The sequence below is a fragment of the Bradyrhizobium sp. S3.3.6 genome, assembly GCF_040546905.1.
Taxonomy (GTDB): Bacteria; Pseudomonadota; Alphaproteobacteria; order Rhizobiales; family Xanthobacteraceae; genus Bradyrhizobium; species Bradyrhizobium cytisi.
Map to the genome: position 1 here is coordinate 558294 of NZ_JBEPOT010000004.1, position 26381 is coordinate 584674.

The following is a 26381-nucleotide window of genomic DNA, read 5'->3' on the forward strand; positions in this document are numbered from 1 at the left end:
TCAGCTGCCCAACGGACAATCAATAATAATTGTCGAGCGCGAATACAACTCGAAGAGCTTTGTCAGTTAAGCAACCGTAACCGCATTCATGTCAGTTGTTGATCTCTCGCAGGCCCTGCAATGCAAGTCGTCCCTCTCCCCTTCCGAGGCAAAGCTATCGCATATGACAGCGGGAGGCTGCCGCACGAGCTCGGCCTGCATGGTTCGAGACGCCCGCTTTGGCGGGCTCCTCACCATGAGGGTCAGATATCGCGCCGCAAAACGCGACCTCATCCTGAGGGCCCGCCGCAGGCGGGCGTCTCGAAGGATGGCCGCACGCGAGTTTCCAGCCACGTTTTTCTTCATATGCGATAGCCCTGCCTCCCGAGGGGGGTAGAGCGGACAAAGCCTAGGCTACCACCTACGAGGCGCTCGATCCTTCAGCGATCATGCTCTCGAGCCGCACCAGCTCCGCCTCGAGATCCCGCTCCACATCAGCGGCCCGGATCTCCAGCACGCGATAATCGCGCGCCTCCAGCCACGCCCGCCGCGAGGCGCGATCCGCCGCGATGGTCTCGCCCTCGCCCGGGTTGACCAGCTCGATCGCGATCCGGTGCGGGAACGAGACGAAGTCCGGGATGTGGCGGCCGACCGGGGTCTGGCGCTTGAACCCTCCTGCGAAACGGCGATCGCGGGTCAGCGCCTGCCAGAGCAGGCGTTCGGCATCGGTCGGATTGCGGCGGAGCAGGCGCGCAAGACCGCGCACCGTCGAGCCGCTGTCGGGCACGCCGCCGCCCTGCCCGTGCTCGGCCAGCAGCGCGCGCAGGCGCGTGGCCTGCTCGCCGTCGAGCACGCCGCCCTTGGCCGGGCCCTTGCGACCTTCCGCGATTGCCATCACCACCCCATGGAGGGTGTGCATGTCCTGCTTGGTCGGCTCCATGCGGGTGAAGATGTTGCGCAAATTGACCAGCATGGTGTCGCGCTTCTCGGCGGGTCGCAAAAACTCGACCCGGTCGAGCTCGCGGATGAGGTTGTCGAAGAAGGCCTGCATCTGGTGCTGCGAGACGCGCTCGGAGCGCTCCGGCATGGCGTGCGGCAGCTCGCCGGATGTCGCCCGCTTGAACCATTCGTAGCCGACCAGCAGCACGGCCTGGGCGAGGTTGAGCGAGGCGAAGCCCGGATTGACCGGGAAGGTGATGATGCGGTTGGCGAGCCCGACCTCCTCGTTGGTCAGGCCCCAGCGCTCCCGGCCGAACAGGATGCCGGCCTTGCCCCCGGTGGCGACGTGCCCCGAGATCTCGCTAGCTGCGGCTTCCGGCCCCACCACCGGCTTGGCCTGGTCATGGGGGCGCGCGGTGGTGGCGAACAGCAGGTCGAGATCGGCGACGGCCTCGCCGACGGTCTCGAACAATTCGACCTTTTCCAGAATGTAGTCGGCGCCGGCGGCGGCCCGCTGGGCCGCGATGTTGGGCCAGCCGTCGCGGGGGTTGACGATACGTAAAGCGCTCAGCGCAAAATTGCCCATGGCGCGCGCGGCCATGCCGATGTTTTCGCCAAGCTGCGGCTCGACCAGGATCACGATGGGACCGTCGAGGGCGAGGCCCGCCTTGGTCTTGTCAGTGCCCGACATCTCGTTTCGCTTTCACATTGTCTCTCCAAGGCCTTGGAGAGACGTTCTTCAGGAATAGATTCAAGGCCGGCCGCCGACCGGCACGGCCTCGTCCGCCTGTCGTTTGCCTGTCCTGACAGAATTCTCAAGGGGAAATAACGGGTTGGATTCGACTTTTGAATCTCGCCCGAAACTTCAGCTCGCCCGCGGCCGGCGGCAGGTCGGCTCCCGCCCCCCATCCGTGGAAACTGGATGAGCTAAAACTGCATAATCACTTGGCTTTCGCCCGCCGCGGTCCGGTGCTAAGAGGCGGCGGATATTCACGTCGGCGCCAGCGGCGCCGTTCCCAAGAGGGCTTCCCCGATCATGGCAAAAATCAAGGTATCCAATCCCGTCGTCGAGCTCGATGGCGACGAGATGACCCGGATCATCTGGCAGTACATCAAGGACAAGCTGATCAACCCGTTCCTGGATGTCGAGCTGCAGTATTTCGACCTGGGCATGGAGTACCGCGACCACACCAACGATCAGGTGACCATCGACGCCGCCGAAGCCATCAAGAAGGTCGGCGTCGGCGTCAAGTGCGCCACCATCACCCCGGACGAGGCCCGGGTGAAGGAGTTCAACCTCAAGCAGATGTGGAAGTCGCCGAACGGCACCATCCGCAACATCCTCGGCGGCGTGATCTTCCGCGAGCCGATCATCTGCAAGAACGTGCCGCGCCTGGTTCCCGGCTGGACCAAGCCGATCATCATCGGCCGCCACGCCTATGGCGACCAGTACCGCGCCACCGACATCAAGTTCCCGGGCAAGGGCACCCTGTCGATGAAGTTCGTCGGCGAGGACGGCACCGTGATCGAGAAGGAGGTGTTCAAGGCGCCCGGCGCCGGCGTCGCCATGGAGATGTACAATCTCGACGATTCCATCATCGACTTCGCCCGCGCCTCGCTGAACTACGGCCTGCTGCGCAACTACCCGGTCTACCTCTCGACCAAGAACACCATTCTCAAGGTCTATGACGGCCGCTTCAAGGACATCTTCCAGGACATCTACGACCGCGAGTTCAAGACCGAATTCGAGGCCAAGGGCCTGACCTACGAGCACCGCCTGATCGACGACATGGTCGCCTCGGCGCTGAAATGGTCCGGTGGCTATGTCTGGGCCTGCAAGAACTACGACGGCGACGTGCAGTCCGACACGGTCGCGCAGGGCTACGGCTCGCTCGGCCTGATGACCTCGGTGCTGCTCACCCCCGATGGCAAGACGGTCGAAGCCGAAGCCGCCCACGGCACGGTGACCCGCCACTACCGCGAGCACCAGAAGGGCAAGGAGACCTCGACCAACTCGATCGCGTCGATCTTCGCCTGGACCCGTGGCCTGTCGCACCGCGCCAAGCTCGACAACAATGCCGAGCTCGCCAAGTTCGCGAACACCCTTGAGAAGGTCTGCGTCGACACCGTCGAGGAAGGCTACATGACCAAGGACCTCGCGCTCCTGGTCGGCGCCGACCAGCGCTGGCTCTCGACCACCGGCTTCCTCGACAAGGTCGCGGAGAATCTCGCGAAGGCGTTGGCGGCGTAAGCTGCCAACCACACCGTCATTGCGAGCGCAGCGAAGCAATCCAGAATCCTTCCATGGAGGCAGACTGGATTGCTTCGTCGCACCAGCGCAAAATTGCTTCGCAATTTTGTCGCGGGCTCCTCGCAATGACGAGACTTTTGCCTGCGGAAACATCATGCCGACATTCAAGAGCGTTGTGCTTGCGATCCTAGCGCTGACCAGCGCGTCCGCGTTCGCCGCCGATGCCCTCCCCGACGCCATCGCCGTGCCCGGCGAGAGCGTCGTGCTCAGCGTCCACGCTGAGGGCGCGCAGGTCTATGAGTGCAAGGCCGGCACCGACGGCAAGCTCGCCTGGGCTTTCCGCGAGCCGATCGCGACGCTCTTCGCCGACGGCAAGACCATCGGCCGTCACTATGCCGGCCCGAACTGGGAGCTTGCCGACAGCAGCGCCGTCGGAGGCGAGGCCACCGGCAATGCGCCGGGCGCCACGGCTGCCGATATCCCCTGGCTGAAGCTGGACGTCACCGCCCGCCGCGGCAGCGGCGTGCTGACGCCGGTCACCACGGTCCAGCGCATCAACACCCATGGCGGCAAGCTCGACGGCGCATGCGACAAGGCCGGCGAGTTCAGAAGCGCGCCCTACTCTGCGGAATATGTCTTCCTGCGCAAGGGCTGAGGAACGCGGCGCGTAGCGCCTTACGCGCCCGCCATCGCTTTTTCGATCGCGGCAAGCGCCTCGGCCGCATTGGCCCCATCGGGGCCGCCGGCCTGCGCCATGTCGGGCCGGCCGCCGCCGCCCTTGCCGCCGAGCGCCTCGGACGCAACGCGCACAAGGTTCACGGCGTTGAAGCGTTCGGTCAGGTCGGCGGTGACACCGACCACGACGCCCGCCTTGCCGTCCTCGGTGACGCCGATGATGGCGACCACGCCGGAGCCGATCTGCTTCTTGCCGTCGTCCGCAAGGCTCTTGAGATCCTTCATCTCGATGCCCTCGACCGCTCGCGCCATCAGCTTGACGTTGCCGACCTCGCGCACGCCGCTGGCTGCGCCATTGCCGCCGGCGGAGGCGCCGCCGCCCATCGCGAGCTTCTTGCGGGCGTCGGAGAGCTCGCGCTCGAGCTTCTTGCGCTCCTCCATCAGCGCGGTGATCCGCGCCGGGACGTCGTCGATCGAGGTGCGCAGCTCGTTGGCCGCAGCCTTCGCCAGCGCCATGGTCTCGTTGGCGTGTTTTCGCGCGTAGTTGCCGGTTAAAGCCTCGATGCGGCGCACGCCCGAGGCCACCGCACTCTCGCCGGTCAGCGTGATCAGTCCGATATCGCCGGTGCGCCGCACATGCGTGCCGCCGCAGAGCTCGACCGACCAGCCGAGCGCATTGACACCGCGCTCGCGCGCGGTCCGGCCCATCGAGACGACACGAACCTCGTCGCCATATTTCTCGCCGAACAGCGCGCGCGCGCCGGCCTCGCGCGCTTCATCGACGCCCATCACGCGCGTCGTGACCTCGTCGTTCTCCAGCACCACGTCGTTGGCGATGTCCTCGACGCGGGCGAGCTCCTCCGCCGTGATCGGCTTCGGATGCACGAAGTCGAAGCGCAAACGATCCGGCGCGACCATCGAGCCGCGCTGGGCGATGTGATCGCCGAGCACCTGGCGCAGCGCCTCGTGGATGAGATGCGTCGCCGAGTGATGCGCGCGGATCGAGGAGCGCCTGCCGTGATCGACCTCGAGCTGCAGCGCGGTGCCGACCTTCAGCTCGCCGCTCTCCAACGTGCCAACGTGAACGAAGAAATCGCCGAGCTTCTTCTGCGTGTCGGTGACGCGGAACTTGATGCCGCCCTCGCCGGTCAGCACGCCGGTGTCGCCGACCTGGCCGCCGGACTCCGCATAGAACGGCGTCTGGTTGAGCAGCAGCGCGCCGGTGTCGCCGGCCTTGAGGCTCGCGACTTCCCGGCCGTCCTTCACCAGCGCCGACACCACGCCTTCGGCGCTCTCGGTCTCGTAGCCCAGAAATTCGGTAGCACCCAACTTCTCGCGCAGCGGGAACCAGATCGCCTCGGAGGCCGCCTCGCCGGATCCCTTCCAGGACTCGCGCGCCTTGGCCTTTTGACGCTCCATCGCGTCGGTGAAGGCGGACTGGTCGACGCCGATGCCGCGCGACTTCAGCGCGTCCTGGGTCAGGTCCAGCGGGAAGCCGTAGGTGTCGTAGAGCGTGAAGGCGACGTCGCCGTCGAACATGTCGCCGTTCTTCAAGGACGCGCTCTTCTCGTCGAGAATGGCGAGACCGCGCACCAGCGTCTTGCGGAAGCGGGTCTCTTCCAGCCGCAGCGTTTCCTCGATCAGATTCTCGGCGCGCATCAGGTCGGGATAGGCCTGGCCCATCTCGCGGACCAGCGCCCAGACCAGGCGATGCATCAGCGGCTCTTTCGCGCCGAGCAGCTGCGCATGGCGCATCGCGCGGCGCATGATCCGGCGCAGCACGTAACCGCGGCCCTCGTTGGAGGGCAGCACGCCATCCGCGACCAGGAAGGCGGAAGAGCGCAAATGGTCGGCGATGACGCGGAACGAGGCCACCGTCTGCTCGTTCGGCCCGTGGCCCAGCGCGGACGACGTCGCATCGATCAGGTGACGGAACAGGTCGGTCTCGAACACGCTGTCGACGCCCTGCATGATGCTGGCCATGCGCTCCAGGCCCATGCCGGTGTCGATCGAGGGACGCGGCAGATCCACGCGCTCCTCCTTCGTCACCTGCTCGTATTGCATGAAGACGAGATTCCAGAATTCGAGGAAGCGATCGCCGTCCTCCTCCGGAGAGCCCGGAGGGCCGCCCCAGATGTGGTCGCCGCGATCGATGAAGATCTCCGAGCACGGGCCGCACGGGCCGGTGTCGCCCATTGCCCAGAAATTGTCCGAGGTCGGGATGCGGATGATACGGTCGTCGGAGAAGCCGGCGATCTTCTTCCAGAGCCCGTGCGCCTCGTCGTCGGTGTGGTAGACGGTGACGAGCAGCTTGTCCTTGTTCAGCCCAAACTCCTTCGTGATGAGCTTCCAGGCCAGCTCGATCGCGCGCTCCTTGAAGTAGTCGCCGAACGAGAAGTTGCCGAGCATCTCGAAGAAGGTGAGATGGCGCGCGGTGTAGCCGACATTGTCGAGGTCGTTGTGCTTGCCGCCGGCGCGCACGCATTTCTGCGAAGTGGTGGCGCGCTGATACGGCCGCTTCTCGACACCTGTAAAAACGTTCTTGAACTGCACCATGCCGGCATTGGTGAACATCAACGTCGGGTCGTTGCGCGGCACCAATGGCGAGGACGACACGATCTCGTGGCCGTTCTCGGCAAAGAAGTTCAGAAAGGTCGACCTGATCTCGTTGACGCCGCTCATGTTCATCCAATCGGGTGTGCTTGGACCCGCTTCCTTGCCGTCCAAACCTGGGATTCGGCTGATATCTGCGGGCCAAAGCGCTTTTAGACAAGGCCAGCTTCGCTGTCCAGAAACTGTGCAGAGAGATCAGAGGGTTGCCGCAGTCGCGCAATCCCGTTGCGATCCCGTTGCAATCCCGTTGGAAAGCCGCAAAGGGCGCGTTGACAGGCTTGGCCGGGCTGTGGTCTGTACCCATCTGTATCGTACGGCCACGTCGGGAGAGACCGGCTTTGGGTAGCCGGCGCCGAAGGAGCAACCGCCCCGGAAACTCTCAGGCAAAAGGACCGCGTGGCTTTGACGACATCTGGAAAGAGGCGCCGACGGGCTTAAGGCCCGGACTGCGTCCGCCGACGGGATAATACTCTCAGGCACAGCGACAGATGGGGCTTCGATTGGTGTCCTCAGGGGAATCGTCCCCGGGGAACCGCCGAGGGCCCCTGTGATGTCAGTGCGCGACGACCGAGACTCCCTGAGACGTACCCCCCTCTACGACCTCCATGTGTCGCTCGGCGGCAAGATGGTGCCGTTCGCGGGCTATGACATGCCCGTGCAGTACCCCGCGGGCGTCCTGAAAGAGCACCTCCAGACCCGCAACCAGGCCGGCCTGTTCGACGTCTCCCATATGGGCCAGATCGCGCTCCGGCCGAAGTCGGGCAAGGTCGAGGACGCCGCCCGTGCGCTGGAGCGGCTGGTGCCGCAGGATATTCTGGCGATTGCACCGGGCCGGCAGCGCTACGCCCAGTTCACCAATGCCGATGGCGGCCTCCTCGACGACCTGATGGTCGCCAATTTCGGCGATCATTTGTTCCTGGTCGTCAACGCCGCCTGCAAGGCCGAGGACGAGGCGCATCTGCGCGCCAATCTCTCCGACGCCTGCGTCATCGATTCGCTCGCCGATCGCGCGCTGATCGCCTTACAGGGCCCGAAGGCCGAGGCTGCACTGGCGAAATTGTGTGCAGAGGCGCCCGCCATAAAGTTCATGGACGCCGGCCCGCATCAGGTCGCCGGGCTTGCCTGCTTTGTCTCGCGTTCCGGCTACACCGGCGAGGACGGTTTTGAAATTTCGGTGCCCGCTGCGGATGCCGAGCGCCTGGCCAGGACGCTGCTGGAAAATCCTGACGTGATGCCGATCGGCTTAGGGGCCCGCGACAGCCTGCGGCTGGAAGCCGGCCTCTGCCTCTACGGCCACGACATCGACACTGCGACCACGCCGGTCGAGGCCGCGCTGGAATGGTCGGTGCAGAAAAGCCGCCGCAGCGGCGGCGCCCGCGCCGGCGGTTTTCCCGGAGCCGAAAAGATCCTCGCTCATTTCGATCACGGCGCATCCCGCCGCCGCGTCGGCCTGCGCACTGAGGGCCGCGCGCCGGTGCGCGAAGGCGCGCTGCTGTTTGCCGATAGCGCTGGCGGCGAGCCGATCGGAAAGGTCACCTCGGGCGGTTTCGGCCCGAGCCTGAATGCGCCGGTCGCGATGGGCTATGTGCCCACAAGCCTGAGCGCGCTCGGCACAAAACTCTTTGCCGAGGTGCGCGCGCAACGTCTGCCGCTCACCGTCGCCGCCATGCCCTTCATGAAAAACACCTACAAACGCTGAGGACTTTAAGAAAATGACCACGACGCTGTACACCTCCGACCATGAATGGCTCGCGATCGACGGCGATATCGCCACTGTGGGCATCACCGATTACGCGCAGTCGCAGCTCGGCGACGTCGTGTTCGTCGAGCTGCCCAAGCTCGGCCGCGTCCTCAAGAAGGCCGAAGCCGCAGCCGTCGTGGAATCGGTGAAGGCCGCCTCCGACGTCTACGCGCCTGTGACCGGCGAGGTGCTGGAGACCAACCCCGATCTCGCAAGCGAGCCGGCGCTGGTCAATTCGGATGCGCAAGGCAAAGCCTGGTTTTTCAAGATCAGGATTGCCGACAAGAGCGAGCTCGGCGGCCTCATGGATGAAGCCGCCTACAAGGCACACACGGCGTGAGATGACGAGAACTTTGACCTCATATTCGGTGTCATCGTCCGCGGAGGCGGACGATCCAGTACGCCGCGGCTCCTCTGCTCAAGCCGTGACGCCTGCGTGTACTGGATGCCCCGCCTTCGCGGGGCATGACGCCGACGACAGATAATCTAAAGCGAGGACCCATGATGACCGCGCACCGCAAATCCAATGGCGATACCGCCAGTTTCGTTCGCCGCCACATCGGCCCGTCGGCGCGCGATGTCAGCGCAATGCTCGAGACCGTCAGCGCAAAGAGCGTCGACGCACTGATGGCGGAGACGCTGCCGGCCTCGATCCGGCAGGCCGCCCCGCTCGATCTCGGCAAGCCCTTGAGCGAGACCGAGGCGATCGCGCACATGGCCGAGCTCGCGCGTCAGAACCAGGTCTTCACCTCGCTGATCGGCCAGGGCTATTCCGGCACGATTTTGCCTGCGGTGATCCAGCGCAACATCCTCGAAAATCCCGCCTGGTACACGGCGTACACGCCCTACCAGCCCGAGATCAGCCAGGGCCGGCTGGAGGCGCTGTTCAACTTCCAGACCATGATCTGCGATCTCACCGCGCTCGACGTCGCCAACGCCTCGCTGCTCGACGAGGCGACCGCCGCGGCCGAAGCCATGGCGCTTGCGGAACGGCATTCGCGGGTCGAGGCGAAAGCCTTCTTCGTCGACAAGGATGTGCATCCGCAGACACTCGCGGTGATGCGCACCCGCGCCGAGCCGCTCGGCTGGTCGCTGGTGGTCGGCGATCCCCTCACGGATCTCGCGAAGTGTGACGTGCTCGGTGCGCTGCTGCAATATCCGGGATCATCCGGCGCGGTGCGCGACCTCAGGCCCGCGATCGCGGCGCTGAAGGCCAAGGGCGCGCTCGCAATCGTTGCCGCCGATCTGCTGGCGCTAACGCTGCTTGCCTCGCCCGGCGAGTTAGGGGCCGACATCGCGATCGGCTCGGCGCAGCGCTTTGGCGTGCCGATGGGCTATGGTGGCCCGCACGCGGCCTATATGGCGGTGCGCGATGCGCTCAAGCGCTCGCTGCCCGGCCGCATCGTCGGCCTCTCCGTCGACTCCCGCGGGATGCCTGCCTATCGTCTTGCGCTGCAGACACGCGAGCAGCACATTCGCCGCGAGAAGGCGACCTCCAACATCTGCACCGCGCAGGTGCTGCTCGCCGTGATCGCCGCGATGTATGCGGTCTATCACGGCCCCGAGGGCCTCGCGCAGATCGCGCGCAATGTGCATCGCCGTGCCGCCGTGCTCGCCACCGGCTTGCGCAAGCTCGGCTTTGCTCTGACCAGCGAAGCCTTCTTCGACACGCTCAGCGTCGATGCCGGCGCCAAGCGCGCCGAGGTCATCGCGCGCGCGACCGCGGAGAAGATCAATCTCGGCGTCGGTGAAAGCGCGCTCCGCATCGCACTCGACGAGACCACCACGCCCGCCACCGTCGAAGCGGTCTGGCGCGCGTTCGGCGGCCAGCTGTCCTACGCCGAGATCGACGCGACCACGCGCGAGGCGCTGCCGGAGGCGCTGAAGCGCACCACCGCCTTCCTCACCCATCCCGTGTTCCATGCGCATCGCTCGGAGACTGAGATGCTGCGCTACATGCGCAAGCTCAGCGATCGCGACCTCGCGCTCGACCGCGCGATGATTCCGCTCGGATCCTGCACCATGAAGCTGAATGCGACCACCGAGATGATGCCGCTGACCTGGCCGGAATTCGCCTCCTTGCACCCGTTCGCGCCGCGCGAGCAGGCCGCCGGCTATCACGCGCTGTTCGCGCGGCTGGAGAAGTGGCTGTGCGACATCACCGGCTATGACGCGATCTCGCTGCAGCCGAATTCCGGCGCGCAGGGCGAATATGCCGGCCTGCTCGCGATCCGCGGCTATCACGCCGCGCGCGGCGAGACGCATCGCAAGATCTGCCTGATCCCCTCCTCCGCCCACGGCACCAACCCGGCCTCGGCCGCGATGGTCGGCATGGACGTGGTGGTGGTGGCCTGCGAGGCTAACGGCGACGTCGACGTCAATGATCTCCGCGCCAAGGCGGAGAAACATTCGAACGACCTTGCCGCGGTCATGATCACCTATCCCTCGACGCATGGCGTGTTCGAGCAGCACATTCGCGAGATCTGCGACATCGTGCATGGCCATGGCGGCCAGGTCTATCTCGACGGCGCCAACCTCAACGCGCAGGTCGGCCTTAGCAGGCCCGGCGATTACGGCGCCGATGTCAGCCATCTCAATCTGCACAAGACCTTCTGCATCCCGCATGGCGGCGGCGGCCCGGGCATGGGCCCGATCGGCGTCAAGGCGCATCTCGCGCCGTTCCTGCCAAGTCATCCTGAAAATCGCCATCCCGCGACGAGCGCGGATGCTCCGGTCGGCCCGGTCTCGGCCGCGCCGTTCGGCTCGGCGTCGATCCTCACCATCTCCTACATCTACATCCTGATGATGGGCGGTGAAGGATTGAAGCGCGCGACCGAGATCGCGATCCTCAATGCCAATTACATCGCAGCACGCCTCGATGCGCATTTCCCGGTGCTCTACAAGAACGAGAAGGGCCGCGTCGCCCATGAGTGCATCGTCGATCCCCGTCCGCTGAAGACGACGTCCGGCGTCACCGTCGATGACATCGCAAAGCGCCTGATCGACTATGGCTTCCACGCCCCGACCATGAGTTTTCCGGTGCCGGGCACGCTGATGATCGAGCCGACGGAGTCGGAATCCAAGGCCGAGTTGGATCGCTTCTGCGACGCCATGATCGCGATCCGGAAGGAGATCGCCGAGGTCGAGGCCGGCCGCTTCAAGATCGAGGCCTCGCCTCTGCGTCACGCCCCGCACACCGTGCACGACATCGCCGATGACGACTGGAAGCGCGCCTACACCCGCGCCGAGGGCTGCTTCCCCGCGGGCTCCTCGCGCACCGACAAGTACTGGAGCCCGGTGGGACGCGTCGACAACGTCTATGGCGACCGCAATCTGGTGTGCTCCTGCCCGCCGGTGAGCGATTACGCGGAAGCCGCGGAGTAAGGCTCGACGGAGGTTTCGTAGGGTGGGCAAAGCGGAAGCGTGCCCACCACCTTTGTGTGCGTTGAAATATGGTGGGCACGGCGCTTGCGCGCCTTTGCCCACCCTACGGCACCGCGTTCCCGAATGCGCCTCTACGGCGCGACCAACGATCGGCTTTCGCGGTCCCATCGCCAGAGCCGCTCGTTGGTCAATTCAGTGCCGCCCCACCAGCGTTTGATCGGGTTGTGACGCCACATATCGTCTTCTCGGGCGACAAGGGAACGTCCGAGTTCAGTGAGCGTGACCTTCCACTCGCTCCTGCCGAAGTAGCGGTCATCATTGTTGAACGACGGATCGCCCAACAGAACGGGCGGGACCGAATACTCCGCCAGTTCGATCAAGGCATCTTGTGCGTCGCGTCCGTCGAACACATCGCGATACCATCTCGCTTCGGAGATGTATTTTGGGTCGGTGTGCCCTTCATTCACACAGCCCAGCATATCCATTTCGCTGGCACCTAGTCCCGTAACCTTGTCCGGAAGCTCCTCAAGCAGCGCAATGAGCGCCGATCGAAGTCTCGGAAAGATCATCAGATCCGTCATCAGCAGATCGAAACAGGATTCCGGCGTTTCAGCCCGATAGGCGCGCCACGCGCGGCTTGCCATCACAAAATGATTGTCGGCCACCTTGAAGGTCGGCAACTTCCATTTTGCGACCGCCTCCGCAGCATAATCCGCAATAGAGTCGTCCGCATACACCAGGTTCAACTTCGTCGTGATCTCCTTGTAAGGGCGAAGCAGGTCGAGCAGCCAGACAAGCACGAGCTGATCGTTCGGCAAAGGATCAACCCATATTTCGATCGAGTCGAACTTCGCACATAGCTCGAATAAACCAACATCGCGCGTGCCGAAACCGTCCAGCGCACCGCAACCCGCGTCGTCCAGCCAGTGATCGCCGGGATTGCAATGCTTCGCCGATCGCCGCTCGAGGCCCATCAGGAGCTGCTCTCCGGAAGCCAATTTCCCCCAGACGAAGCGCAGGCCAAAGCCGATCGCGACATTCGCAACACGGGACTGGCGGAGCGCATCTGCCGCGCGATCGTTCGTTGCCAGGATCAAATGTGACACGGTCGCCTCTCAAGACAACATGAAATTCAGGGGTGCTAGCAGCGGCTCTCTCACATCAGACAGGCGCAATCAGTTCGCGGGTCTCAGGGTCCCACCGCCAGAGCCGTTCGTTGGTCAGGTGGGTGCCGCCCCACCAGCGATCGATCCGGTTGTAGCGCCGAAAATTCTCATCGCCTCCCAGCACCGCCTTGCCGAACTCGGTCAACGACAATCGCGACCGCTTGTACCGGTCAAAGCGGGTTGAATCATTGTGCATTTCCAGCGAAAACGGACCTTCATCCAGTCCTGACACGGCCGGCCTCTCGCATCGCGCGAGGCCGTCAAGCAGTGCTCCGGCTTCCCAATATCCGCATACATGCAGCTCGTAGCTCTTCTGATGGCCCGGAAAGACATCGAAAGGCTGCGCGCCACCTCGCGAGATGAGCCGGAGGATCCGGGCTTCGGTGGCTCCAAGCCCCGAGGCGGGGCGCGGAAGTTCCGCCAGGAGAGCCCTTACGTGAGGGCCGAGCTGCGGCAGCCAGTGCAAATCCGTCTTGAAGAGACCGCGCCAACTTTGCGGGTTCGGCGCGCAATAGGCCCGCCACACACGGCTGGCCGATTTGAGTTGACGAGGTGTGATCCCGACAACCGGCGGGTAGAGTTCCCCTCGCGGCGGGTCGACATCCCTGGCCCCCAAAAACAGAGCGCGCACGACAAAGTCGGGATTTGCATTGCATTTGCGGTGCCAATGATCGAGCAGCCAGAGCAGGATCAATTGCGCATTTGGCTCCGGCCCTCGCCAAAACTCGACTGAGTCGTATTCCGCGAACAATTCAATCAGTCCTCGGTCTTCCGCGCCCGAGTCCTCGAGGCGCCAGGGCGGCGTATCATCCAGCCAATGAAGCCCTCGACGCTGCGTCGTGCGCGGCGCGAAGAACGCATCGAGCTCTGCGTTGGACGGCAACGGCTCCCAGACCAGCCGGCGCTCGATCGCAATCACGAGGTCGGCCAGGCCTGCCTGTTGAAGGGCGCCGGCAATGGACGAGTCCGTCGTGACAATGAGCCGCGTCATGCCGTGGCCTCAGGATTTCGTTAGAACAGGGCCATAGCGCCAGAGGCAATCGTTGGTCAGGTGCGTGCCGCCCCACCAGCGATCGATAGGATTGTAACGGGTGAAATCTTCACTACCCGCCAGCACCGCTTTACCAAACTCGGTCAGCGATAGTCTGCTGCGCAAATAAGCCTTATGGCGGTCTCTCAGATTCTCCCGGTCAATCGTCCGGAGTTCGTCGTCAAGCCCCTGCCACGGCAGGTCTCGGGCCGAGTGCGAGCCCCTGGAGCAACCAGCCAAGCTCCCATTCATTAAAGACGCGCGTGCGGCGAAGCGAGCGGAGATGGAAGAGTGCATTCGTCCCCTCATAACCACGTGCGATGAGCTCAAGGAATCGGATCTCTGTTGCACCGAGGCCCGTCGAAATTGAAGGAAGCTCAGCCAAGAGGTCGATCAAGGCCGGCCTCAGCATCAGCAGCGCATTCAGATCCCTGTGAACGAGTTCGGCGCAAGTCTCGGGCGTCGGCGCAGCGTAGGCCTGCCAAGCCATACTTGCTGTTTCAAGTTCATCTGCGGTCACGCCGATGGTGGGGATATGGGGCAGCGACTTGGCGATAGAATTTGCGTCCTCTGTGATGAGATCGAAGGCAATCAGGCGTAGTCTTGCCTTAGCCAGAATCTCTGGGTGGGAGCGGAGGTAATCGAGAAGCCAGATCAGCTGGAGCTGATCATTAGGATTCCGATCAAACCACAATTCCACAACGTCGCAGGGCTGGCAGAACGCGACCAGAGAGAGATGTCCAGTCTCTTTGACAGCTTGAGGCTTTCGTCCGACGTAGTCCGACCAGTGCCTGCCCGGCTTTGCTGGCTCCGAACGGGCGGCGACATAGACTGCGAGTTCGTCGAGAGGCAAAGGCCCATCAACAAGACGGAACATGAACGGAATGACGGCCTCGGCGAGGCCCGAGCGCATGAGATCGCTCCCGGATGAACCCGTCAAAATCACACGCCTCATCAAACCACCTGATCAACGAAACGCAAAAAGAAACGGGCACTGATGACGTCGGCAACTCAACGTCCTCAGCGCCCGCTCCTCGCGAAAAGTTCTTCGCGGTAAGCTTACTCGTCCGCGGGCTCTTCGCCGTCGGCGTCGCGCTCGGGGCTGCCGGCCAGAATCTGCTCGGCGATCAGGCCGGAGTTCTGGCGGATCGAGGTCTCGATCTTGGCGGTGATATCGGGATTGGCCTTCAGGAACGCCTTCGAGTTCTCGCGGCCCTGGCCGAGGCGCTGGCTGTCATAGGAGAACCATGCGCCGGACTTTTCGACGATGCCGGCCTTGACGCCGAGATCGAGGATCTCGCCCATCTTGGAGACGCCTTCGCCGTACATGATGTCGAATTCGACCTGCTTGAACGGCGGCGCCAGCTTGTTCTTCACCACCTTGACGCGCGTGGTGTTGCCGACCACTTCGTCGCGTTCCTTGATCGCGCCGATGCGGCGGATGTCGAGGCGGACCGAGGCGTAGAATTTCAGCGCGTTGCCGCCGGTGGTGGTTTCCGGCGAGCCGTACATCACACCGATTTTCATACGGATCTGGTTGATGAAGATCACCATGGTGTTGGACTTGTTGATCGAGGCCGTGAGCTTGCGCAGCGCCTGGCTCATCAACCGCGCCTGAAGTCCCGGCAGCGCGTCGCCCATCTCGCCCTCGAGCTCGGCCTTCGGCACCAGCGCCGCAACCGAATCGATCACCAGCACGTCCACCGCGCCCGAGCGCACCAGCGTGTCGCAGATTTCCAGCGCCTGCTCGCCAGTGTCCGGCTGGGAGATCAGAAGTTCGTCGATATTGACGCCCAGCTTGCGCGCATAGACCGGGTCGAGCGCGTGCTCGGCGTCGATGAAGGCGCAAATACCGCCCTTCTTCTGCCCTTCCGCCACCGTGTGCAGCGCCAGCGTGGTCTTGCCCGAGGATTCCGGCCCGTAAATCTCGACGACGCGCCCCTTGGGCAGGCCGCCGATCCCGAGCGCAATGTCGAGCCCGAGGGAGCCGGAGGACACCGCCTCGACATCCATCGAGCGGTCGTTCTTGCCGAGCTTCATCACCGAGCCCTTGCCGAACTGGCGCTCGATCTGGGAGAGCGCGGCAGCGAGAGCTTTACTCTTGTCCATGGAGGATCCTTCGACGATACGCAGGGCAGTGGTGGACATCGGGTCGTGCTCCTTATGGCGAGGATTCGGGTGCGGGACAAACGATTGGCGCAGCGGGTCGTCGATAAAAGTAATGTACCCCATTTGTTCTAGGTTCGCAATATGTTCTTTTGCGGAATTTGGTACTGGCCTGCTCCCGGCCTCAGCGGCCTGGCTAGCTTGAAAATCACAGTGGCTTGATTTGGCTTTGTCGGACACCGAACAGACGGAGCTCTACGGCCGATTTTAGATTCGTGGGGCCGGAAAATGGAGGACCGCGCCATGCAACGAAGGCGGATCAAGCACACGACGTCCTTTGAAGAACGATTGGCACAAGAAGCCAGACGGTTCAAACAGGCGGCCGAAAAAGAGGCTCCAGGCAGCACCGCTCGCGAACTGTTCTTGCGCAGGGCCCGCCAGGCCGAGACGGCTTCGCATATGAATGCGTGGCTGACCTCACCCGCTCTACAGATTCCCAAAACAGATGTGCAGCAAGACAACTGAGGCAGGCAGTGCCAATGAGCGAACCCGCCAAAGGCTGCCCATCGACTATGGTTCCGGATTTGGATGATGAGGCCGAAGTTTTGCGCGTCGCGAAGGTCACGGCGTTGAAAACAGGCCGGATGGTGACTGTTCGAGATGCGGACGGCCTCAAGATTGAGACTGTCTCCCCTATCAAACACTAGCGCTGGCGATGAACCGGGAAATCCTAATTTTCAGCGCTTCGTTGGTGTGGTTAGCCATTGTGGCAATCGGTTGCGTTTACGTGCTGATGCAATAGGGCCGCCTCATTCACGACAGGGGCATGGGATGCGGCGGAGGTGGCGCGCGCGGCCGCCCTGCGGGCGTTCCGTCCGGGCACGATGAACCACGATGAACCTTGGCACGGCACGACAGACACACCGGTATCGGGATTTTACATTTCCCCTCCCGGGGCTGGAAAGCCGCCGCCTGCGTCTCATTTAAGCGGGCGGCGTTTTATTTTTCCGGGGCCGCACGCGCCGTCATCATTCCGCAATCTTGTGGCACCGAACCTTTCCGTGGCTGCCGACTTGAAAAGGGGGCCGCCACCCATGGGGGATTGGATCATGACGGAAGACACGCAGCACCATGCTGTCAGGCGCAATTCTCTGCTCGAGGCGGCGCTCGAGGAGATGGCGAAGTTCGAGCGCAAGGAAATCGAGTTCCGCAAAAAGGACCGCGCGGAGCGTGCCGCCGACCTCCGCCTGCCGCTGGACGAGATCAAGGTGCATTAGGAAAGGTGCATTAGGAAACGCCAGCCGAAACAGGCCGTTGCCTACTGTGCATGGGGTTGTTTTCGCAGCTTTTGGCGGCACGTGCCGCCAAGGCCGCCGCTACATCAACGCCAGCAGCACGATGCCGATGACCAACACCACGAAGCCAGCCGCCGTCGCGGCGGCAAATGACCGCTCTACCTTGTCCATGATGCCACCCCGCTAGCAGCGCGCCACGTTTCCCCCATGGCTTCGCCGTGCCCGCAAAGTGTCGCCAACGGATGTGTCTGAAGTTGTGCGGGGGGATGTCTGAATTGGGACGTGAGAGCGGCTCTCGACGTGGCCGCAAGCCCCGGTCTGTCAGGCTGTCGTAAGCTGAACGGGCTAGGGTCGTCCGGCTATGGTGTTGCAGCCCAGCACCTCAGCCTCCAATAACCTTCTACCCCGCCCGGCTCTCCCCTGGCGGGGTTTTTTCTTGCGCGAGCACGGATCCATCGCGCGTGCTCCGCGTATGCCTCCGTGGTTCTCCGACCATGAACGGAGTTCCTGGCCGGGTGGCCGCGCGCGTGAAAAAGCATCCGTCGGTTCCATTTTCGGAATCCGATTTCGCTTGTTTCGAACGGCGCGCGCTTGCTGAATTCCGATGAGCCACCTGCGACTTGGCGGCAAATTTTGCTTGTCGCTGGAATATTGCGACGGCCAACATGTTACCCGACATGGCGAGGTGAATCGTGGAGGTGACCATGAATCACAGGGGCGTTGAGTTCACGGTTGCAAAGACGGCGATCCCGGGCGTCTGGCAATGGCAGTTCCGGATCGGCGACGAGACCAAGACAGGCAAGACCGAGACGAAGATCGACCTGCTGGCGATCCGTCGCGTGCAGCTGCGCATCGATCGGGAGCTGAAGGCGATCGGCCGCAAGACGGCCTGAACGAGACGGCCTGAACCGGCGGGTTGAGAGGCTGGACCAGGGCTAGTCGGCGCTGGGCAGCCGCCGCATAGTGAATTCGATGTCCCCGCCGGGCAGCTCGCGCCAGCTCTCGACTTCGCTCATGTAGCCGGCCTTGGGATAGCGCGCGAAGAAGGCCTGCGCCCTTGCCCGTGCGGCCGCACGCGGCAGAGTAAAACTCTCGCGCAGATAGCCGTCACCGGCCTTGTCGCCCGATCCAGCAGCCGGCTTGTGCCGGCGCGCCATCCGCTCGGCGAGGTCCCGCGGGCGATCCGCCATCTCCTGCCTCCTCAACGCAACACTACGAGGGAATGTAGGATCAGGGCCAGGCCAAGGGGAGTCCCGAAAGGAGGCGTCACCCGCCTCCGGAGCCATGGTCAATTGGCGGCAGTACCGGCCTTGGTCTTCTTGGGCGCGCTGGTGGCGGCCGAGGCCTTCGGCGCGGGCTGCTTCGGCTGGTCGGCGCGCATTCCGCCCCAGGGATCGCTGGACGCCTTGGCGTCCGGAATCTTCTTCAACGTCTCCTTGTAGGCCTTGTCGCGCGCGGCATCTGCGGCCTTCTCGTCCTCGGTCTTGGAGGGGCCGTCCGCCATCAGATTGATATGGGGCGACTCCTGCGCGAAGGCCGGTCCAGCCACCAGCGCCAACACCGCCGCCATACGGAAAAGCTTCATCACTCACTCCTTGATCATCGATAGAGGGGACGGATGCCGCACCCTGACCTTCTTCACGGCTCCGCTAAAGCCGATCCGATTTGCACGATTTCGGCCCGTGGAGCCAGTCGTCCCAGATCGGGCCGCACCTGGTGCAACCGTTCAGCGCCAGACCAAGCGCGGCCAGGCAAATGACAAGGACACATCGACGCAACATCGTCCACCCGCTCCCAAGCGTGGCATCATACCGGGCGAAGTCGGGCATTTTCAAGCCGGCGGCCCGGTGACTTTGCCGCGCCCGAGCGGGCAGAATGAGCGAAACATCCGGCAACACAGGAGGGAACGACAGCCATGCCACCGCAGCCAGACGCCGAGTTCGGCATCACTGAGGCCAGACGCATCCTCGCCGAGGTCTTTGCCCCCTGGGTCCAGGATCTCAACCTCTCCGTCGAGCGCATCGAGCACACCCCACCCGCAGACGCGCCGGACTGGCAGCCGGGCGCACTGCTCCGCATGCCGTTCTCGGAGCGGCTGTGCCGCAACGGCGGCGTGGTCTGCGGCCAGGCGCTGATGGCGCTTGCCGACACCGCGATGGTGATCGCGAACCTCGCCGCCAATCGCGGCTATCGTCCAATGACCACGGTGGACCAGACCACGCATTTCATGCGCGCGGTCTCCTCGTCCGACGTGCTGGCGGATGCGCGCGTGGTGCGGCTCGGGCGCACCATGAGCTTTGGCCGCGTCACCCTGCTGTCCGCCACCGACAACAAGCAGGTGGCGATGGTGTCGGGCGCATTCGCGATGCTGCCCGGCTGAGCCTGATCCGAAACGAAGAGAGCCGCGTGAGCGCAAACGCACCGCGGCTCTCGATGGCGATCATAACGACGCAAGGGACGCAAGCACGATGCAATCACGCTCCCGCCGCGACGCTTCCAAAATTACTTGCCGAGCACTTCGTCGGCGGCAGTGACGATGCTGACGTTCGGATTGGTGCCGCAATAGGTGCCGAACTTCTTGGCGTTGTCGACGAACACGTCGGTGTCGATGATCGCGTTGTCCTCGTCGCCCTTGTACCAGCCGTCCATCCAGGTCAGCACCATCTTGATGGTGTCGTCGCCGCTCTCGAGGAACTGCTTGCAGCTCATCGTGGCAAGATCGAGCTTGGTGGCATGGGCGGGCATGGACGCCAGCGAGAGCGCTGCGGCGAACAGAAGCGAAAGCGTGGTCTTCATCGAAATCTCCATCGGCGTGTAACGCCATAAAAGAAAGGCTTGCGGGGTAAACTCGGCGGGAAGTGACTCGCCGCTTCAACGTCGTAAACGAAGTCTGAAGCGCTGTGCAAGTAGCGCCAGTATTGTTGTGGATTTCACGCGACAATTTCGTGCGGAATTGCCGCACGGTGTGGCGCAACGACAAGCGCATCGGCCTTGCCTTCGTGCAACAGCGCGTACGATGTGAATGACCGTTCGCATCGTATGCACGCAAACATCATGTCGACCTGATACGACGTCGGCGACGCCAGCGCAGCCCCGCGATAACCAGCGCGACAATCGTGAGCGCGATCGCCGACGACGCCGCGAAGAATCGCCCGCCGGTGTGAAATTCGAAAGCGCGGACAAGCTGGCCGACATTGTCGGACCTGGCGCAATGGCGAGAAGCGTGAACCGCCGGGATCGCCGCCCCAACTCTCCCAGGCGACGCACGGCCGCGCAACAAGCAGAACGACGAGGCCAACCAGATATCGCAGCCGGCCCGCCACCGCGCGCCTCGCGCTATTTCGGCTTCTTGGCGGGCTCGCTCGGACGCGCCCCGCCCCACGGGTCATACTTTTCCTTGGACTCCGGAATGCGCTCGAGCGCGGCCTTGTAGGCCTTCTCGTCGGCCTTGGGCTTGTTGTCCGCCTTCTGGCCGCTATCCTGCTGCTGGCGCCGGCCGCCGCCCATCTGCGCCTGCGCAGACGCAACCGTCAGTGCCAGCACCGCAGCCGCCATGACCAAAATTCTCATTGCTGCAATCCCCCTCATCCGGGGTACAAACTAGCCTGCAATCCTCTAATAGCAAATGCGGTGGTTTCCACCCCTTCAGCAAATGTTGATTGGCCGGGACTTCGTCCGGTCGAATTCGCGCCTATCTGTTGGCCCGCAGGGGACCTTCACGAATGTTGCGGATTGTTGCTCATGTGGCGCTGCTCGCCGGCGCGCTCGCGCTCGGCGCGTGTGGCTTTGCCGACAGCCGCGCGCCCGTGCCCGATTTCATGCGCCTCAAGGAAGCCGACCAGCCGCCGCCCGAACCGCCGCCTGACATCAAGCGCGTGGTCCGCGAGCAGATCGAAGTGGTCTTCCTCAACACCTCCTATCCGCGCGAGGTGCAAGTCGCCCTGCCCCATCACGAGGTCCGCGGACCGGGCTGGACGGCCTGTGTCCGCGCACAACTCACCTCGGCCACCGGCTCGGCGCTGGGCACCCAGACCTACATCGTGACGATCAACGGCGGAAAGGTCGTCGACAGGCGGCGCGCGGAAGCCGATGACATCTGCGGGTCGGAAGCCTACGAGCCGATCTAGCAATCGATCGCACCGGCCTGTCCGGTCCTGTCTGCGTCAGGACTCGAGCGGATGAACCGGCGCCGCGATCCGTGTCGATGATTGCAGCTTCGCGATGAAGCGGGCAAGCACCATGCCGGCGCACATCGCGGCGACGAAGATGACGGCTGAGGTCGAGCCAAAGCCAAGCGCAGTCAGTGCCGGTCCTGGACAGAAGCCGGCCAAGCCCCAACCGACGCCGAAGATCGCGGGCCCAACAACGATCTTCAGATCGATGTCGCTGCGCGTCGGCACGGAGAAGCGTTCGGCGAACAAGGGATGTGCAAGCTTCAGGACATGCCTGAAGCCGACGAAGGTCACGGCGACCGCGCCGGCCATCACGAAGGCGAGGCTCGCGTCCCATGTCCCCGCCGGGATGCCGCCGAAGTCGAGGAAGTTCAGCACCTTTGCCGGATTCGACATCCCGGAGACAATGAGCCCCAGGCCGAACAGCAAGCCGATCGCAAATTGAACGAGAATGGTCATTGCTCTCAGCTCCAGTGCCGGATCACAAAGACGGTGGCGATGCCCGTCGCCATGAAGGTGACGGTTGCGACCAGCGAGCGTACCGATAATCGCGACAGACCGCAGACGCCATGGCCTGACGTGCAGCCGCTGCCCCACACTGTGCCGAAGCCGGTGAGCACCCCTGCGACAATCAGCACCGGCGCTCCCGCCGCGATCGTCTGCGCCGGCAGGCTTCCGGTCACGAGCCTCACCAGCACGGGTGCGGCGATGAGGCCGGCGACGAAGGCGAGCCGGCCGGCAAATTCGCGGTCCTCGTAAGGCGGAAACAACCGTGCCGCGATGCCGCTGATGCCGGCGATCCGTCCCGTCGCCCACATCAGCAGCACGGCGGACAGGCCGATCAGCACGCCCCCGAGCAGCGAGGCAATCGGCGTGAAAGGTGTAGCGACCATTTTGATCCTCCGGATCGAGACAGCATCCGCCAGTGGGCCGGCCGGATGCTCAATGAGACGTTAACAATACCACTCGAATTGAAGCGGCGTCCCAACGGGATTTTCCAATCTTTGCGCTAAGCATGACCGCGTAACGCCGGCTCAAGCCCGCGTGAACGGGGAACGACGAGACGTGGTCGACATCGCGCACCAGGCTGCGATCAATCCGGCATCGGCGAAGGATGCAACGCCCGCGCTCGTCTCGCTCACGGCGATCGAGCCCGGTCAATGGCGCGCACTGGCGCAGCGGGCGGTCGAGCCGAACGGCTATTATCTGCCCGCCTGGGAGCTCGCCGTCAGCGCAACCGCGCGCGGCCGTATCGGTGCCTCGGCCTTGTCCGTATACGGCGGTTCCTCGACGCGGCTGATCGGGTTGATGCCGATGGTCTCGCTTTGGCAGGCCTGGAAGATTCCCTTGCCGGCGCTGGTAAGCGCGCATCCCTACGGCACGCTGTGCAGCCCGCTGATTGACCGTGACGCGCCGATCGACGCCGCGACGCGCCTGCTGCAACGGGCCCGCGAGGCCGGCGCGCATGCGCTGATCCTGCGCGACGTGGCGCTGGACGGCGCTGCGATGGCATCGCTCAAGGAAGCGCTCGGCCAGGCCTGCCTGAAGCCGCGCGTGCTCGGCTCCTATGTCCGCGCCAGCCTCGATGCGACACAGGATGGCGAGGCGCTGCTGTACGAGGCTCTTGGCGCCAAAAAGCTCAAGGAGTTGCGACGACAGCGCCATCGCCTTGAGGCGCACGGCGCGATCAGCTTTGACGTCGCGCGCAAGCCCGACGAGATCAGGCCCGCGCTCGAAACCTTCCTGCAACTCGAAGCCAGCGGCTGGAAGGGCGAGCGCCGCACTGCATTGATTCAGGACGCGGGCGATGCAACCTTCATTCGCCGCGCCGTCCCCGCACTTGCCGAGACCGCGCAATGCGAGATCGTCACCCTGCGCGCCGGCGCGACACCGGTTGCCGCCGGCATCGTGCTGCGCCACCAGGACCGCGCCTTCTTCTTCAAGCTCGGCATCGACGAGCGTTTTGCAAAATATTCGCCGGGCGTGCAGCTCACGCTCAACCTGACGCGCCATCTCTGCGCCGATCCCGCCATAGCGAGCGCGGATTCCACTGCGAGTGCTGATCATCCCATGATCAACCCGATCTGGCGTGGCCGCTTTGCGATCAGCGACGTGCTGATTCCGCTCAGGCGCAACGATCCGATGGTGGCACTCATCCACGCGTCGCTGACCGCGCGCGGCTTCGCACGCGAAGCAGCACGCCGCGCGCTTCATCTTCTCCGCAAGTAGGTCTGCGCTACTCCGCCGCCTGCGCGTTGATCTCCGCCGAGACCTGGCGGATGGCGCGGGCGAGCAAGTTCGGATCCTGCGCACCGGAGACGGCGTATTTCTGCGCGAACACGTAGGTCGGCACGCCGGAGATGCCCTTCTCGGCAGCCTCCTGCGCGTCGGCCGACACGCGCGCGACATCCTCGTCGCTGGCAAGGCGCTTGCGTACGTCCTCGGCATCGAGGCCGACATCGGCGGCCGCCTGCACCAGCACGTTGACGTCAGTGAGATCGCCGCCGTCGCGGAAATACAGCTCCATCAGCCGCTGCTTCATCTCGGGCGCCTTGCCGATCGCCTCGGCCCAGAGGATCAGGCGGTGACAGTCGGTCGTGTTGGGCTGGCGCGCAACCAGCTCGGGCTTGTAGAGGAGGCCCTCTTCGCTGGCGGCCGCGACCACGCGGCCGGCAATGCCCTTATAGGCCTCGACCGAGCCAAACTTGGTGGTGAGATAATCCTCGCGGCTGATGCCGTCGCGCGGCACCCAGGGATTGAGGAAGAAGGGCCGGAAATTCAGCTTGACGGGAACGTCGGGCACGAGCGCCAGCGCGCTCTCGATCCGATGCTTGCCGATATAGCACCACGGGCACACCACGTCGGAGACGACATCGATCTGGAGCGGTTTCAGCGTGCTCATGAGCGCCTCCTTCGGGCAGTGCGGTTTTGTCGGAAGATAAGCCGAACGCCGCCCGGGGCAAGGGCGCTAGGTCAGATTTGCGGCCGTCTGTTTCAGCCAAGCGGCGGTGCGTTCGTCGGCCGGAAAGAACGTCTCCAGCGCCAGCTCCGACAGGGTGATGTCGACCGGCGTGCCGAACACCATGGTGGTGGAGAAGAAACTTAGTATCCCGCCGTCATGGCGCAGCTTGAACGGGATTGCGACATTGTCGCTCGACAGCGGGCCGGAGCGCGCCGGGATCGGATAGCTCTTGAGGTCATGATAGAGCTTGATCAGCTCCGGATCGGCCGTCGCCTCGCATTGCCGGTGCAAGCGCTCGAGCAGATGCGCGCACCATTCCGCGAGATTGACGGTACGCGGCGCCAGCCCCTCCGGATGGAAGGCGAGCCGCAGCACATTGAAGGGCTGGCCGAGCAGCCGCTCCGGAACGCCCTCGAGCAGCGGCGCCACCATGCGATTGGCGGTGACCAGATTCCAGTGCCGGTCATAGGCCAGCGCCGGATTGGGCTCGTGTGCCCTGAGCACGAGGTCGATCGCCTGCCGGGCTGATTTCAAGGCGGGATCCTCCAGTGGGCGCTGCGGAAACGCCGGTGCGTAGCCGGCGGCAACCAGCAGCACGTTGCGTTCGCGCAAGGGCACGTCGAGACGCTCGGCGAGCCGCAGCACCATGTCGCGCGAGGGCGCGGCGCGGCCGGTCTCGACGAAGCTCAGATGCCGCGCGGAAATCTCCGCTTCGCCCGCGAGATCGAGCTGGCTCATGCGGCGGCGCTGCCGCCATTCGCGCAAATGGTCGCCGATATGGACCGGCTGGCTGGGTTCGGCGCGGGCCGTGGATGCATGTGCGTTCATGGTCGAAAACCTACCACGCAGATTTCAGCCCTTCCATTACCCCTGAGGTAATCGAATTGGGTTGCTCCGCGGCGCATCTTCCTGAGCACGGGAGATGACCATGATCGCGCTGCTGCTCTACCGCACCCTTGCAGACAACCTTCTTCCCTGGGCCATGGCGTTCGCGACCCGGATGCTGGCACGCAGCCTCAACATGCCCGAGCCGCTGGTGCATTCCACCGGCGACTACGTCGTCGCGCACATCACAGCCTTCGAGCACAGCGTCGGCAGAAGCCTCTGCCCGTTCCGCCTCGCTCGCCTGCTCCGCACCTGGTGGCGCGGATTGAATTGAGTTCACCCCAAGCCAAGCCAACCATGGAGACCTCTGATGATTGACGCATCCACCTTCCTGCGCCGCGCCCTGCTCGCCGACGCCGTGTTCAGCGGTGTCGCCGCGCTCGGCTTCATTTTTGGCGCTGGCGCGTTCGCCACGCTGTTCAATCTGCCCGAGGTGCTGTTGCGCGAAACCGGCCTGTTCCTGGTCGCCTATACCGCACTGGTCGGATGGCTCGCCTCCCGCGCAGTAGTGCCGAAGGCGATCGTGCTGCTGGTCGTGATCGGCAACGCGGCCTGGACGGTCGGCAGCATCGCGCTGCTGTTCTCGGGCGCGGTGTCGCCGAACCTCGCCGGCGAGCTCATGGTCGCGACGCAGGCGGTCGCGACCGGCGTATTCGCCGAGCTGCAATATGTGGGGCTGCGGAGGAGCGGGAGTGTGGTGGCGGCGTAAGATCCCGGGTCGCGGACGCGCCGCAACGCTTTTAGCGTTGCGGCGCGGAGCCGGGACCCACGCAGCACGGATTGCTCTCGGAGACATAGGCCCCGGCTCAGCAGCGCACGCACACCGCTAGGATCTACTCGGGTGGCTGAAGCCCGGGCGTTCGCAGCCACTCGCTCATGTGCGAGCCTGTCTCGGCCTGTCTGGCTCTACGAAGTGCATCCTCGCGTTGAGGACCGGGGGGAAGGGATTTGGCTTTGTCCCGGAGGCGTTGCGCCTCTTCGGCAAGTCGTTCTTCAAGGGGAACGGTCTGTTTGAAGCGGCGTCGGCGCTGCATGGTACAACCTCGTCTGACGGGTCCTAACCGTTGGGGTTTGAGTTCCAGCGAAATTAATATGCAGAAGGCGCGGGTTCTGTTCCAAAGTGAACATCAAAATTCAGGGCGCCGCACCAATGTACCTACGAAGGCGCACCTTCGTTGAGGAC

29 protein-coding genes and 1 riboswitch are annotated in these 26381 nt (G+C 64.1%); of the genes, 14 read left to right on the top strand and 15 right to left on the bottom strand.

All coding sequences use genetic code 11. The features are described 5' to 3' along the window. Nucleotides 1-400: 400 nt before the first annotated feature. Nucleotides 401-1609, bottom strand: a complete 1209-nt coding sequence (locus tag ABID59_RS15405) for a TrmJ/YjtD family RNA methyltransferase (protein ID WP_354083909.1) — start codon at nt 1607-1609, stop codon at nt 401-403. A 345-nt stretch (nt 1610-1954) separates the two neighbouring features. Between ABID59_RS15405 and ABID59_RS15410 the strand changes: the two genes are divergently transcribed. Then, the gene (locus ABID59_RS15410; RefSeq protein WP_354083910.1) at nt 1955-3169 is read left to right on the top strand and encodes an NADP-dependent isocitrate dehydrogenase; all 1215 of its coding nucleotides are present in this window, start codon (nt 1955-1957) and stop codon (nt 3167-3169) included. Nucleotides 3170-3323: 154 nt separating this feature from the next. Next, nucleotides 3324-3824 (top strand): DUF3455 domain-containing protein, encoded by a 501-nt coding sequence (locus ABID59_RS15415; protein ID WP_354083911.1) that lies wholly within the window; start codon nt 3324-3326, stop codon nt 3822-3824. A gap of 20 nt (nt 3825-3844) precedes the next feature. Here the strand turns inward: ABID59_RS15415 and alaS are convergent, their stop codons facing one another. Continuing rightward, the gene (alaS, locus tag ABID59_RS15420; protein ID WP_354083912.1) at nt 3845-6526 is read right to left on the bottom strand and encodes an alanine--tRNA ligase; all 2682 of its coding nucleotides are present in this window, start codon (nt 6524-6526) and stop codon (nt 3845-3847) included. Between the two features lie 244 nt (nt 6527-6770). Further along, a riboswitch (glycine riboswitch) is annotated at nt 6771-6861 on the top strand. A 146-nt stretch (nt 6862-7007) separates the two neighbouring features. Between alaS and gcvT the strand changes: the two genes are divergently transcribed. From gcvT to gcvP, 3 genes are all read left to right on the top strand, one after another. Continuing rightward, complete coding sequence (gene gcvT / locus ABID59_RS15425; RefSeq protein WP_354083913.1) at nt 7008-8156, top strand: glycine cleavage system aminomethyltransferase GcvT; 1149 nt, start codon at nt 7008-7010, stop codon at nt 8154-8156. Nucleotides 8157-8169: 13 nt separating this feature from the next. Continuing rightward, the gene (gene gcvH, locus ABID59_RS15430; RefSeq protein ID WP_354083914.1) at nt 8170-8538 is read left to right on the top strand and encodes a glycine cleavage system protein GcvH; all 369 of its coding nucleotides are present in this window, start codon (nt 8170-8172) and stop codon (nt 8536-8538) included. Nucleotides 8539-8702: 164 nt separating this feature from the next. Further along, complete coding sequence (gene gcvP, locus ABID59_RS15435) at nt 8703-11582, top strand: aminomethyl-transferring glycine dehydrogenase (RefSeq protein WP_354084058.1); 2880 nt, start codon at nt 8703-8705, stop codon at nt 11580-11582. A gap of 131 nt (nt 11583-11713) precedes the next feature. On the opposite strand, the gene ABID59_RS15440 is transcribed toward gcvP, so the two are convergent. The 4 genes from ABID59_RS15440 to recA all read right to left on the bottom strand — a co-directional run bounded on the left by ABID59_RS15440 (nt 11714) and on the right by recA (nt 15926). Continuing rightward, nucleotides 11714-12688, bottom strand: a complete 975-nt coding sequence (locus tag ABID59_RS15440) for a hypothetical protein (protein ID WP_354083915.1) — start codon at nt 12686-12688, stop codon at nt 11714-11716. Between the two features lie 55 nt (nt 12689-12743). Further along, entirely contained in the window at nt 12744-13739 is a 996-nt protein-coding gene (locus ABID59_RS15445; protein ID WP_354083916.1) for a hypothetical protein, read from the bottom strand. A gap of 220 nt (nt 13740-13959) precedes the next feature. Next, entirely contained in the window at nt 13960-14691 is a 732-nt protein-coding gene (locus ABID59_RS15450; RefSeq protein ID WP_354083917.1) for a hypothetical protein, read from the bottom strand. Nucleotides 14692-14837: 146 nt separating this feature from the next. Next, nucleotides 14838-15926: a recombinase RecA gene (gene recA, locus ABID59_RS15455; protein ID WP_026233157.1), complete on the bottom strand. Its 1089-nt coding sequence runs from the start codon at nt 15924-15926 to the stop codon at nt 14838-14840. Between the two features lie 246 nt (nt 15927-16172). Between recA and ABID59_RS15460 the strand changes: the two genes are divergently transcribed. The 4 genes from ABID59_RS15460 (at nt 16173) to ABID59_RS15475 (ending at nt 18072) form a co-directional block, all read left to right on the top strand. Next, nucleotides 16173-16409 (top strand): hypothetical protein, encoded by a 237-nt coding sequence (locus tag ABID59_RS15460; RefSeq protein ID WP_246229880.1) that lies wholly within the window; start codon nt 16173-16175, stop codon nt 16407-16409. 14 nt (nt 16410-16423) lie between these two features. Further along, nucleotides 16424-16591, top strand: coding sequence for a hypothetical protein (locus tag ABID59_RS15465; protein ID WP_354083918.1), 168 nt, complete (start codon nt 16424-16426; stop codon nt 16589-16591). Nucleotides 16592-16993: 402 nt separating this feature from the next. Next, entirely contained in the window at nt 16994-17161 is a 168-nt protein-coding gene (locus ABID59_RS15470; protein WP_354083919.1) for a hypothetical protein, read from the top strand. Nucleotides 17162-17883: 722 nt separating this feature from the next. After that, a complete protein-coding gene (locus ABID59_RS15475; RefSeq protein ID WP_148751438.1) occupies nt 17884-18072 on the top strand; it encodes a hypothetical protein in 189 nt (62 codons plus the stop codon). Nucleotides 18073-18114: 42 nt separating this feature from the next. Here the strand turns inward: ABID59_RS15475 and ABID59_RS15480 are convergent, their stop codons facing one another. Both ABID59_RS15480 and ABID59_RS15485 read right to left on the bottom strand, forming a co-directional pair. Beyond that, the gene (locus tag ABID59_RS15480) at nt 18115-18369 is read right to left on the bottom strand and encodes a hypothetical protein (RefSeq protein ID WP_354033255.1); all 255 of its coding nucleotides are present in this window, start codon (nt 18367-18369) and stop codon (nt 18115-18117) included. A 98-nt stretch (nt 18370-18467) separates the two neighbouring features. After that, entirely contained in the window at nt 18468-18764 is a 297-nt protein-coding gene (locus ABID59_RS15485; RefSeq protein ID WP_148751436.1) for a hypothetical protein, read from the bottom strand. A 330-nt stretch (nt 18765-19094) separates the two neighbouring features. Between ABID59_RS15485 and ABID59_RS15490 the strand changes: the two genes are divergently transcribed. Further along, nucleotides 19095-19559 (top strand): PaaI family thioesterase, encoded by a 465-nt coding sequence (locus ABID59_RS15490; RefSeq protein ID WP_354033253.1) that lies wholly within the window; start codon nt 19095-19097, stop codon nt 19557-19559. A gap of 122 nt (nt 19560-19681) precedes the next feature. On the opposite strand, the gene ABID59_RS15495 is transcribed toward ABID59_RS15490, so the two are convergent. Further along, nucleotides 19682-19975: an HdeA/HdeB family chaperone gene (locus ABID59_RS15495; RefSeq protein WP_354083920.1), complete on the bottom strand. Its 294-nt coding sequence runs from the start codon at nt 19973-19975 to the stop codon at nt 19682-19684. Nucleotides 19976-20515: 540 nt separating this feature from the next. Beyond that, nucleotides 20516-20749, bottom strand: a complete 234-nt coding sequence (locus tag ABID59_RS15500; protein ID WP_354033252.1) for a hypothetical protein — start codon at nt 20747-20749, stop codon at nt 20516-20518. A gap of 152 nt (nt 20750-20901) precedes the next feature. On the opposite strand from ABID59_RS15500, the gene ABID59_RS15505 reads away from it, so the two are divergent. Next, nucleotides 20902-21306 (top strand): hypothetical protein, encoded by a 405-nt coding sequence (locus tag ABID59_RS15505; RefSeq protein WP_354083921.1) that lies wholly within the window; start codon nt 20902-20904, stop codon nt 21304-21306. A 36-nt stretch (nt 21307-21342) separates the two neighbouring features. Here the strand turns inward: ABID59_RS15505 and ABID59_RS15510 are convergent, their stop codons facing one another. Together ABID59_RS15510 and ABID59_RS15515 are read right to left on the bottom strand one after the other, a co-directional pair. Next, nucleotides 21343-21810 carry a DUF6691 family protein gene (locus tag ABID59_RS15510; RefSeq protein ID WP_354083922.1) on the bottom strand — a complete coding sequence of 156 codons (468 nt, stop codon included), beginning with the start codon at nt 21808-21810 and terminating at the stop codon, nt 21343-21345. A 5-nt stretch (nt 21811-21815) separates the two neighbouring features. Then, nucleotides 21816-22244, bottom strand: a complete 429-nt coding sequence (locus ABID59_RS15515) for a YeeE/YedE family protein (RefSeq protein ID WP_354083923.1) — start codon at nt 22242-22244, stop codon at nt 21816-21818. A 172-nt stretch (nt 22245-22416) separates the two neighbouring features. Here ABID59_RS15515 and ABID59_RS15520 point away from each other — a divergent pair, with 172 nt between their 5' ends. Beyond that, entirely contained in the window at nt 22417-23580 is a 1164-nt protein-coding gene (locus ABID59_RS15520; protein WP_354083924.1) for a GNAT family N-acetyltransferase, read from the top strand. Between the two features lie 7 nt (nt 23581-23587). Here ABID59_RS15520 and ABID59_RS15525 read toward each other — a convergent pair whose 3' ends face one another. Together ABID59_RS15525 and ABID59_RS15530 are read right to left on the bottom strand one after the other, a co-directional pair. After that, complete coding sequence (locus ABID59_RS15525; protein WP_148751427.1) at nt 23588-24253, bottom strand: DsbA family oxidoreductase; 666 nt, start codon at nt 24251-24253, stop codon at nt 23588-23590. A 66-nt stretch (nt 24254-24319) separates the two neighbouring features. Next, nucleotides 24320-25141: a helix-turn-helix domain-containing protein gene (locus tag ABID59_RS15530; protein WP_354083925.1), complete on the bottom strand. Its 822-nt coding sequence runs from the start codon at nt 25139-25141 to the stop codon at nt 24320-24322. Nucleotides 25142-25241: 100 nt separating this feature from the next. Here ABID59_RS15530 and ABID59_RS15535 point away from each other — a divergent pair, with 100 nt between their 5' ends. Then, nucleotides 25242-25472, top strand: a complete 231-nt coding sequence (locus ABID59_RS15535; protein WP_354033246.1) for a hypothetical protein — start codon at nt 25242-25244, stop codon at nt 25470-25472. 36 nt (nt 25473-25508) lie between these two features. Next, the gene (locus ABID59_RS15540) at nt 25509-25907 is read left to right on the top strand and encodes a hypothetical protein (RefSeq protein ID WP_148751424.1); all 399 of its coding nucleotides are present in this window, start codon (nt 25509-25511) and stop codon (nt 25905-25907) included. Between the two features lie 124 nt (nt 25908-26031). On the opposite strand, the gene ABID59_RS15545 is transcribed toward ABID59_RS15540, so the two are convergent. Further along, entirely contained in the window at nt 26032-26232 is a 201-nt protein-coding gene (locus tag ABID59_RS15545; RefSeq protein ID WP_148751423.1) for a hypothetical protein, read from the bottom strand. Between the last annotated feature and the right edge of the window lie 149 nt (nt 26233-26381).

Coding starts and splice junctions, on each gene's coding strand:
- ABID59_RS15405 (WP_354083909.1), bottom strand. CDS start 1,609: ATGTCGGGCACTGACAAGACCAAGGCGGGCCTCGCCCTCGACGGTCCC.
- ABID59_RS15410 (WP_354083910.1), top strand. CDS start 1,955: ATGGCAAAAATCAAGGTATCCAATCCCGTCGTCGAGCTCGATGGCGAC.
- ABID59_RS15415 (WP_354083911.1), top strand. CDS start 3,324: ATGCCGACATTCAAGAGCGTTGTGCTTGCGATCCTAGCGCTGACCAGC.
- alaS (WP_354083912.1), bottom strand. CDS start 6,526: ATGAGCGGCGTCAACGAGATCAGGTCGACCTTTCTGAACTTCTTTGCC.
- gcvT (WP_354083913.1), top strand. CDS start 7,008: ATGTCAGTGCGCGACGACCGAGACTCCCTGAGACGTACCCCCCTCTAC.
- gcvH (WP_354083914.1), top strand. CDS start 8,170: ATGACCACGACGCTGTACACCTCCGACCATGAATGGCTCGCGATCGAC.
- gcvP (WP_354084058.1), top strand. CDS start 8,703: ATGACCGCGCACCGCAAATCCAATGGCGATACCGCCAGTTTCGTTCGC.
- ABID59_RS15445 (WP_354083916.1), bottom strand. CDS start 13,739: ATGACGCGGCTCATTGTCACGACGGACTCGTCCATTGCCGGCGCCCTT.
- ABID59_RS15450 (WP_354083917.1), bottom strand. CDS start 14,691: ATGCGCTCGGGCCTCGCCGAGGCCGTCATTCCGTTCATGTTCCGTCTT.
- recA (WP_026233157.1), bottom strand. CDS start 15,926: ATGTCCACCACTGCCCTGCGTATCGTCGAAGGATCCTCCATGGACAAG.
- ABID59_RS15460 (WP_246229880.1), top strand. CDS start 16,173: ATGGAGGACCGCGCCATGCAACGAAGGCGGATCAAGCACACGACGTCC.
- ABID59_RS15465 (WP_354083918.1), top strand. CDS start 16,424: ATGAGCGAACCCGCCAAAGGCTGCCCATCGACTATGGTTCCGGATTTG.
- ABID59_RS15470 (WP_354083919.1), top strand. CDS start 16,994: ATGACGGAAGACACGCAGCACCATGCTGTCAGGCGCAATTCTCTGCTC.
- ABID59_RS15475 (WP_148751438.1), top strand. CDS start 17,884: ATGAATCACAGGGGCGTTGAGTTCACGGTTGCAAAGACGGCGATCCCG.
- ABID59_RS15480 (WP_354033255.1), bottom strand. CDS start 18,369: ATGGCGGATCGCCCGCGGGACCTCGCCGAGCGGATGGCGCGCCGGCAC.
- ABID59_RS15485 (WP_148751436.1), bottom strand. CDS start 18,764: ATGAAGCTTTTCCGTATGGCGGCGGTGTTGGCGCTGGTGGCTGGACCG.
- ABID59_RS15490 (WP_354033253.1), top strand. CDS start 19,095: ATGCCACCGCAGCCAGACGCCGAGTTCGGCATCACTGAGGCCAGACGC.
- ABID59_RS15495 (WP_354083920.1), bottom strand. CDS start 19,975: ATGAAGACCACGCTTTCGCTTCTGTTCGCCGCAGCGCTCTCGCTGGCG.
- ABID59_RS15500 (WP_354033252.1), bottom strand. CDS start 20,749: ATGAGAATTTTGGTCATGGCGGCTGCGGTGCTGGCACTGACGGTTGCG.
- ABID59_RS15505 (WP_354083921.1), top strand. CDS start 20,902: ATGTTGCGGATTGTTGCTCATGTGGCGCTGCTCGCCGGCGCGCTCGCG.
- ABID59_RS15510 (WP_354083922.1), bottom strand. CDS start 21,810: ATGACCATTCTCGTTCAATTTGCGATCGGCTTGCTGTTCGGCCTGGGG.
- ABID59_RS15515 (WP_354083923.1), bottom strand. CDS start 22,244: ATGGTCGCTACACCTTTCACGCCGATTGCCTCGCTGCTCGGGGGCGTG.
- ABID59_RS15525 (WP_148751427.1), bottom strand. CDS start 24,253: ATGAGCACGCTGAAACCGCTCCAGATCGATGTCGTCTCCGACGTGGTG.
- ABID59_RS15530 (WP_354083925.1), bottom strand. CDS start 25,141: ATGAACGCACATGCATCCACGGCCCGCGCCGAACCCAGCCAGCCGGTC.
- ABID59_RS15535 (WP_354033246.1), top strand. CDS start 25,242: ATGATCGCGCTGCTGCTCTACCGCACCCTTGCAGACAACCTTCTTCCC.
- ABID59_RS15540 (WP_148751424.1), top strand. CDS start 25,509: ATGATTGACGCATCCACCTTCCTGCGCCGCGCCCTGCTCGCCGACGCC.
- ABID59_RS15545 (WP_148751423.1), bottom strand. CDS start 26,232: ATGCAGCGCCGACGCCGCTTCAAACAGACCGTTCCCCTTGAAGAACGA.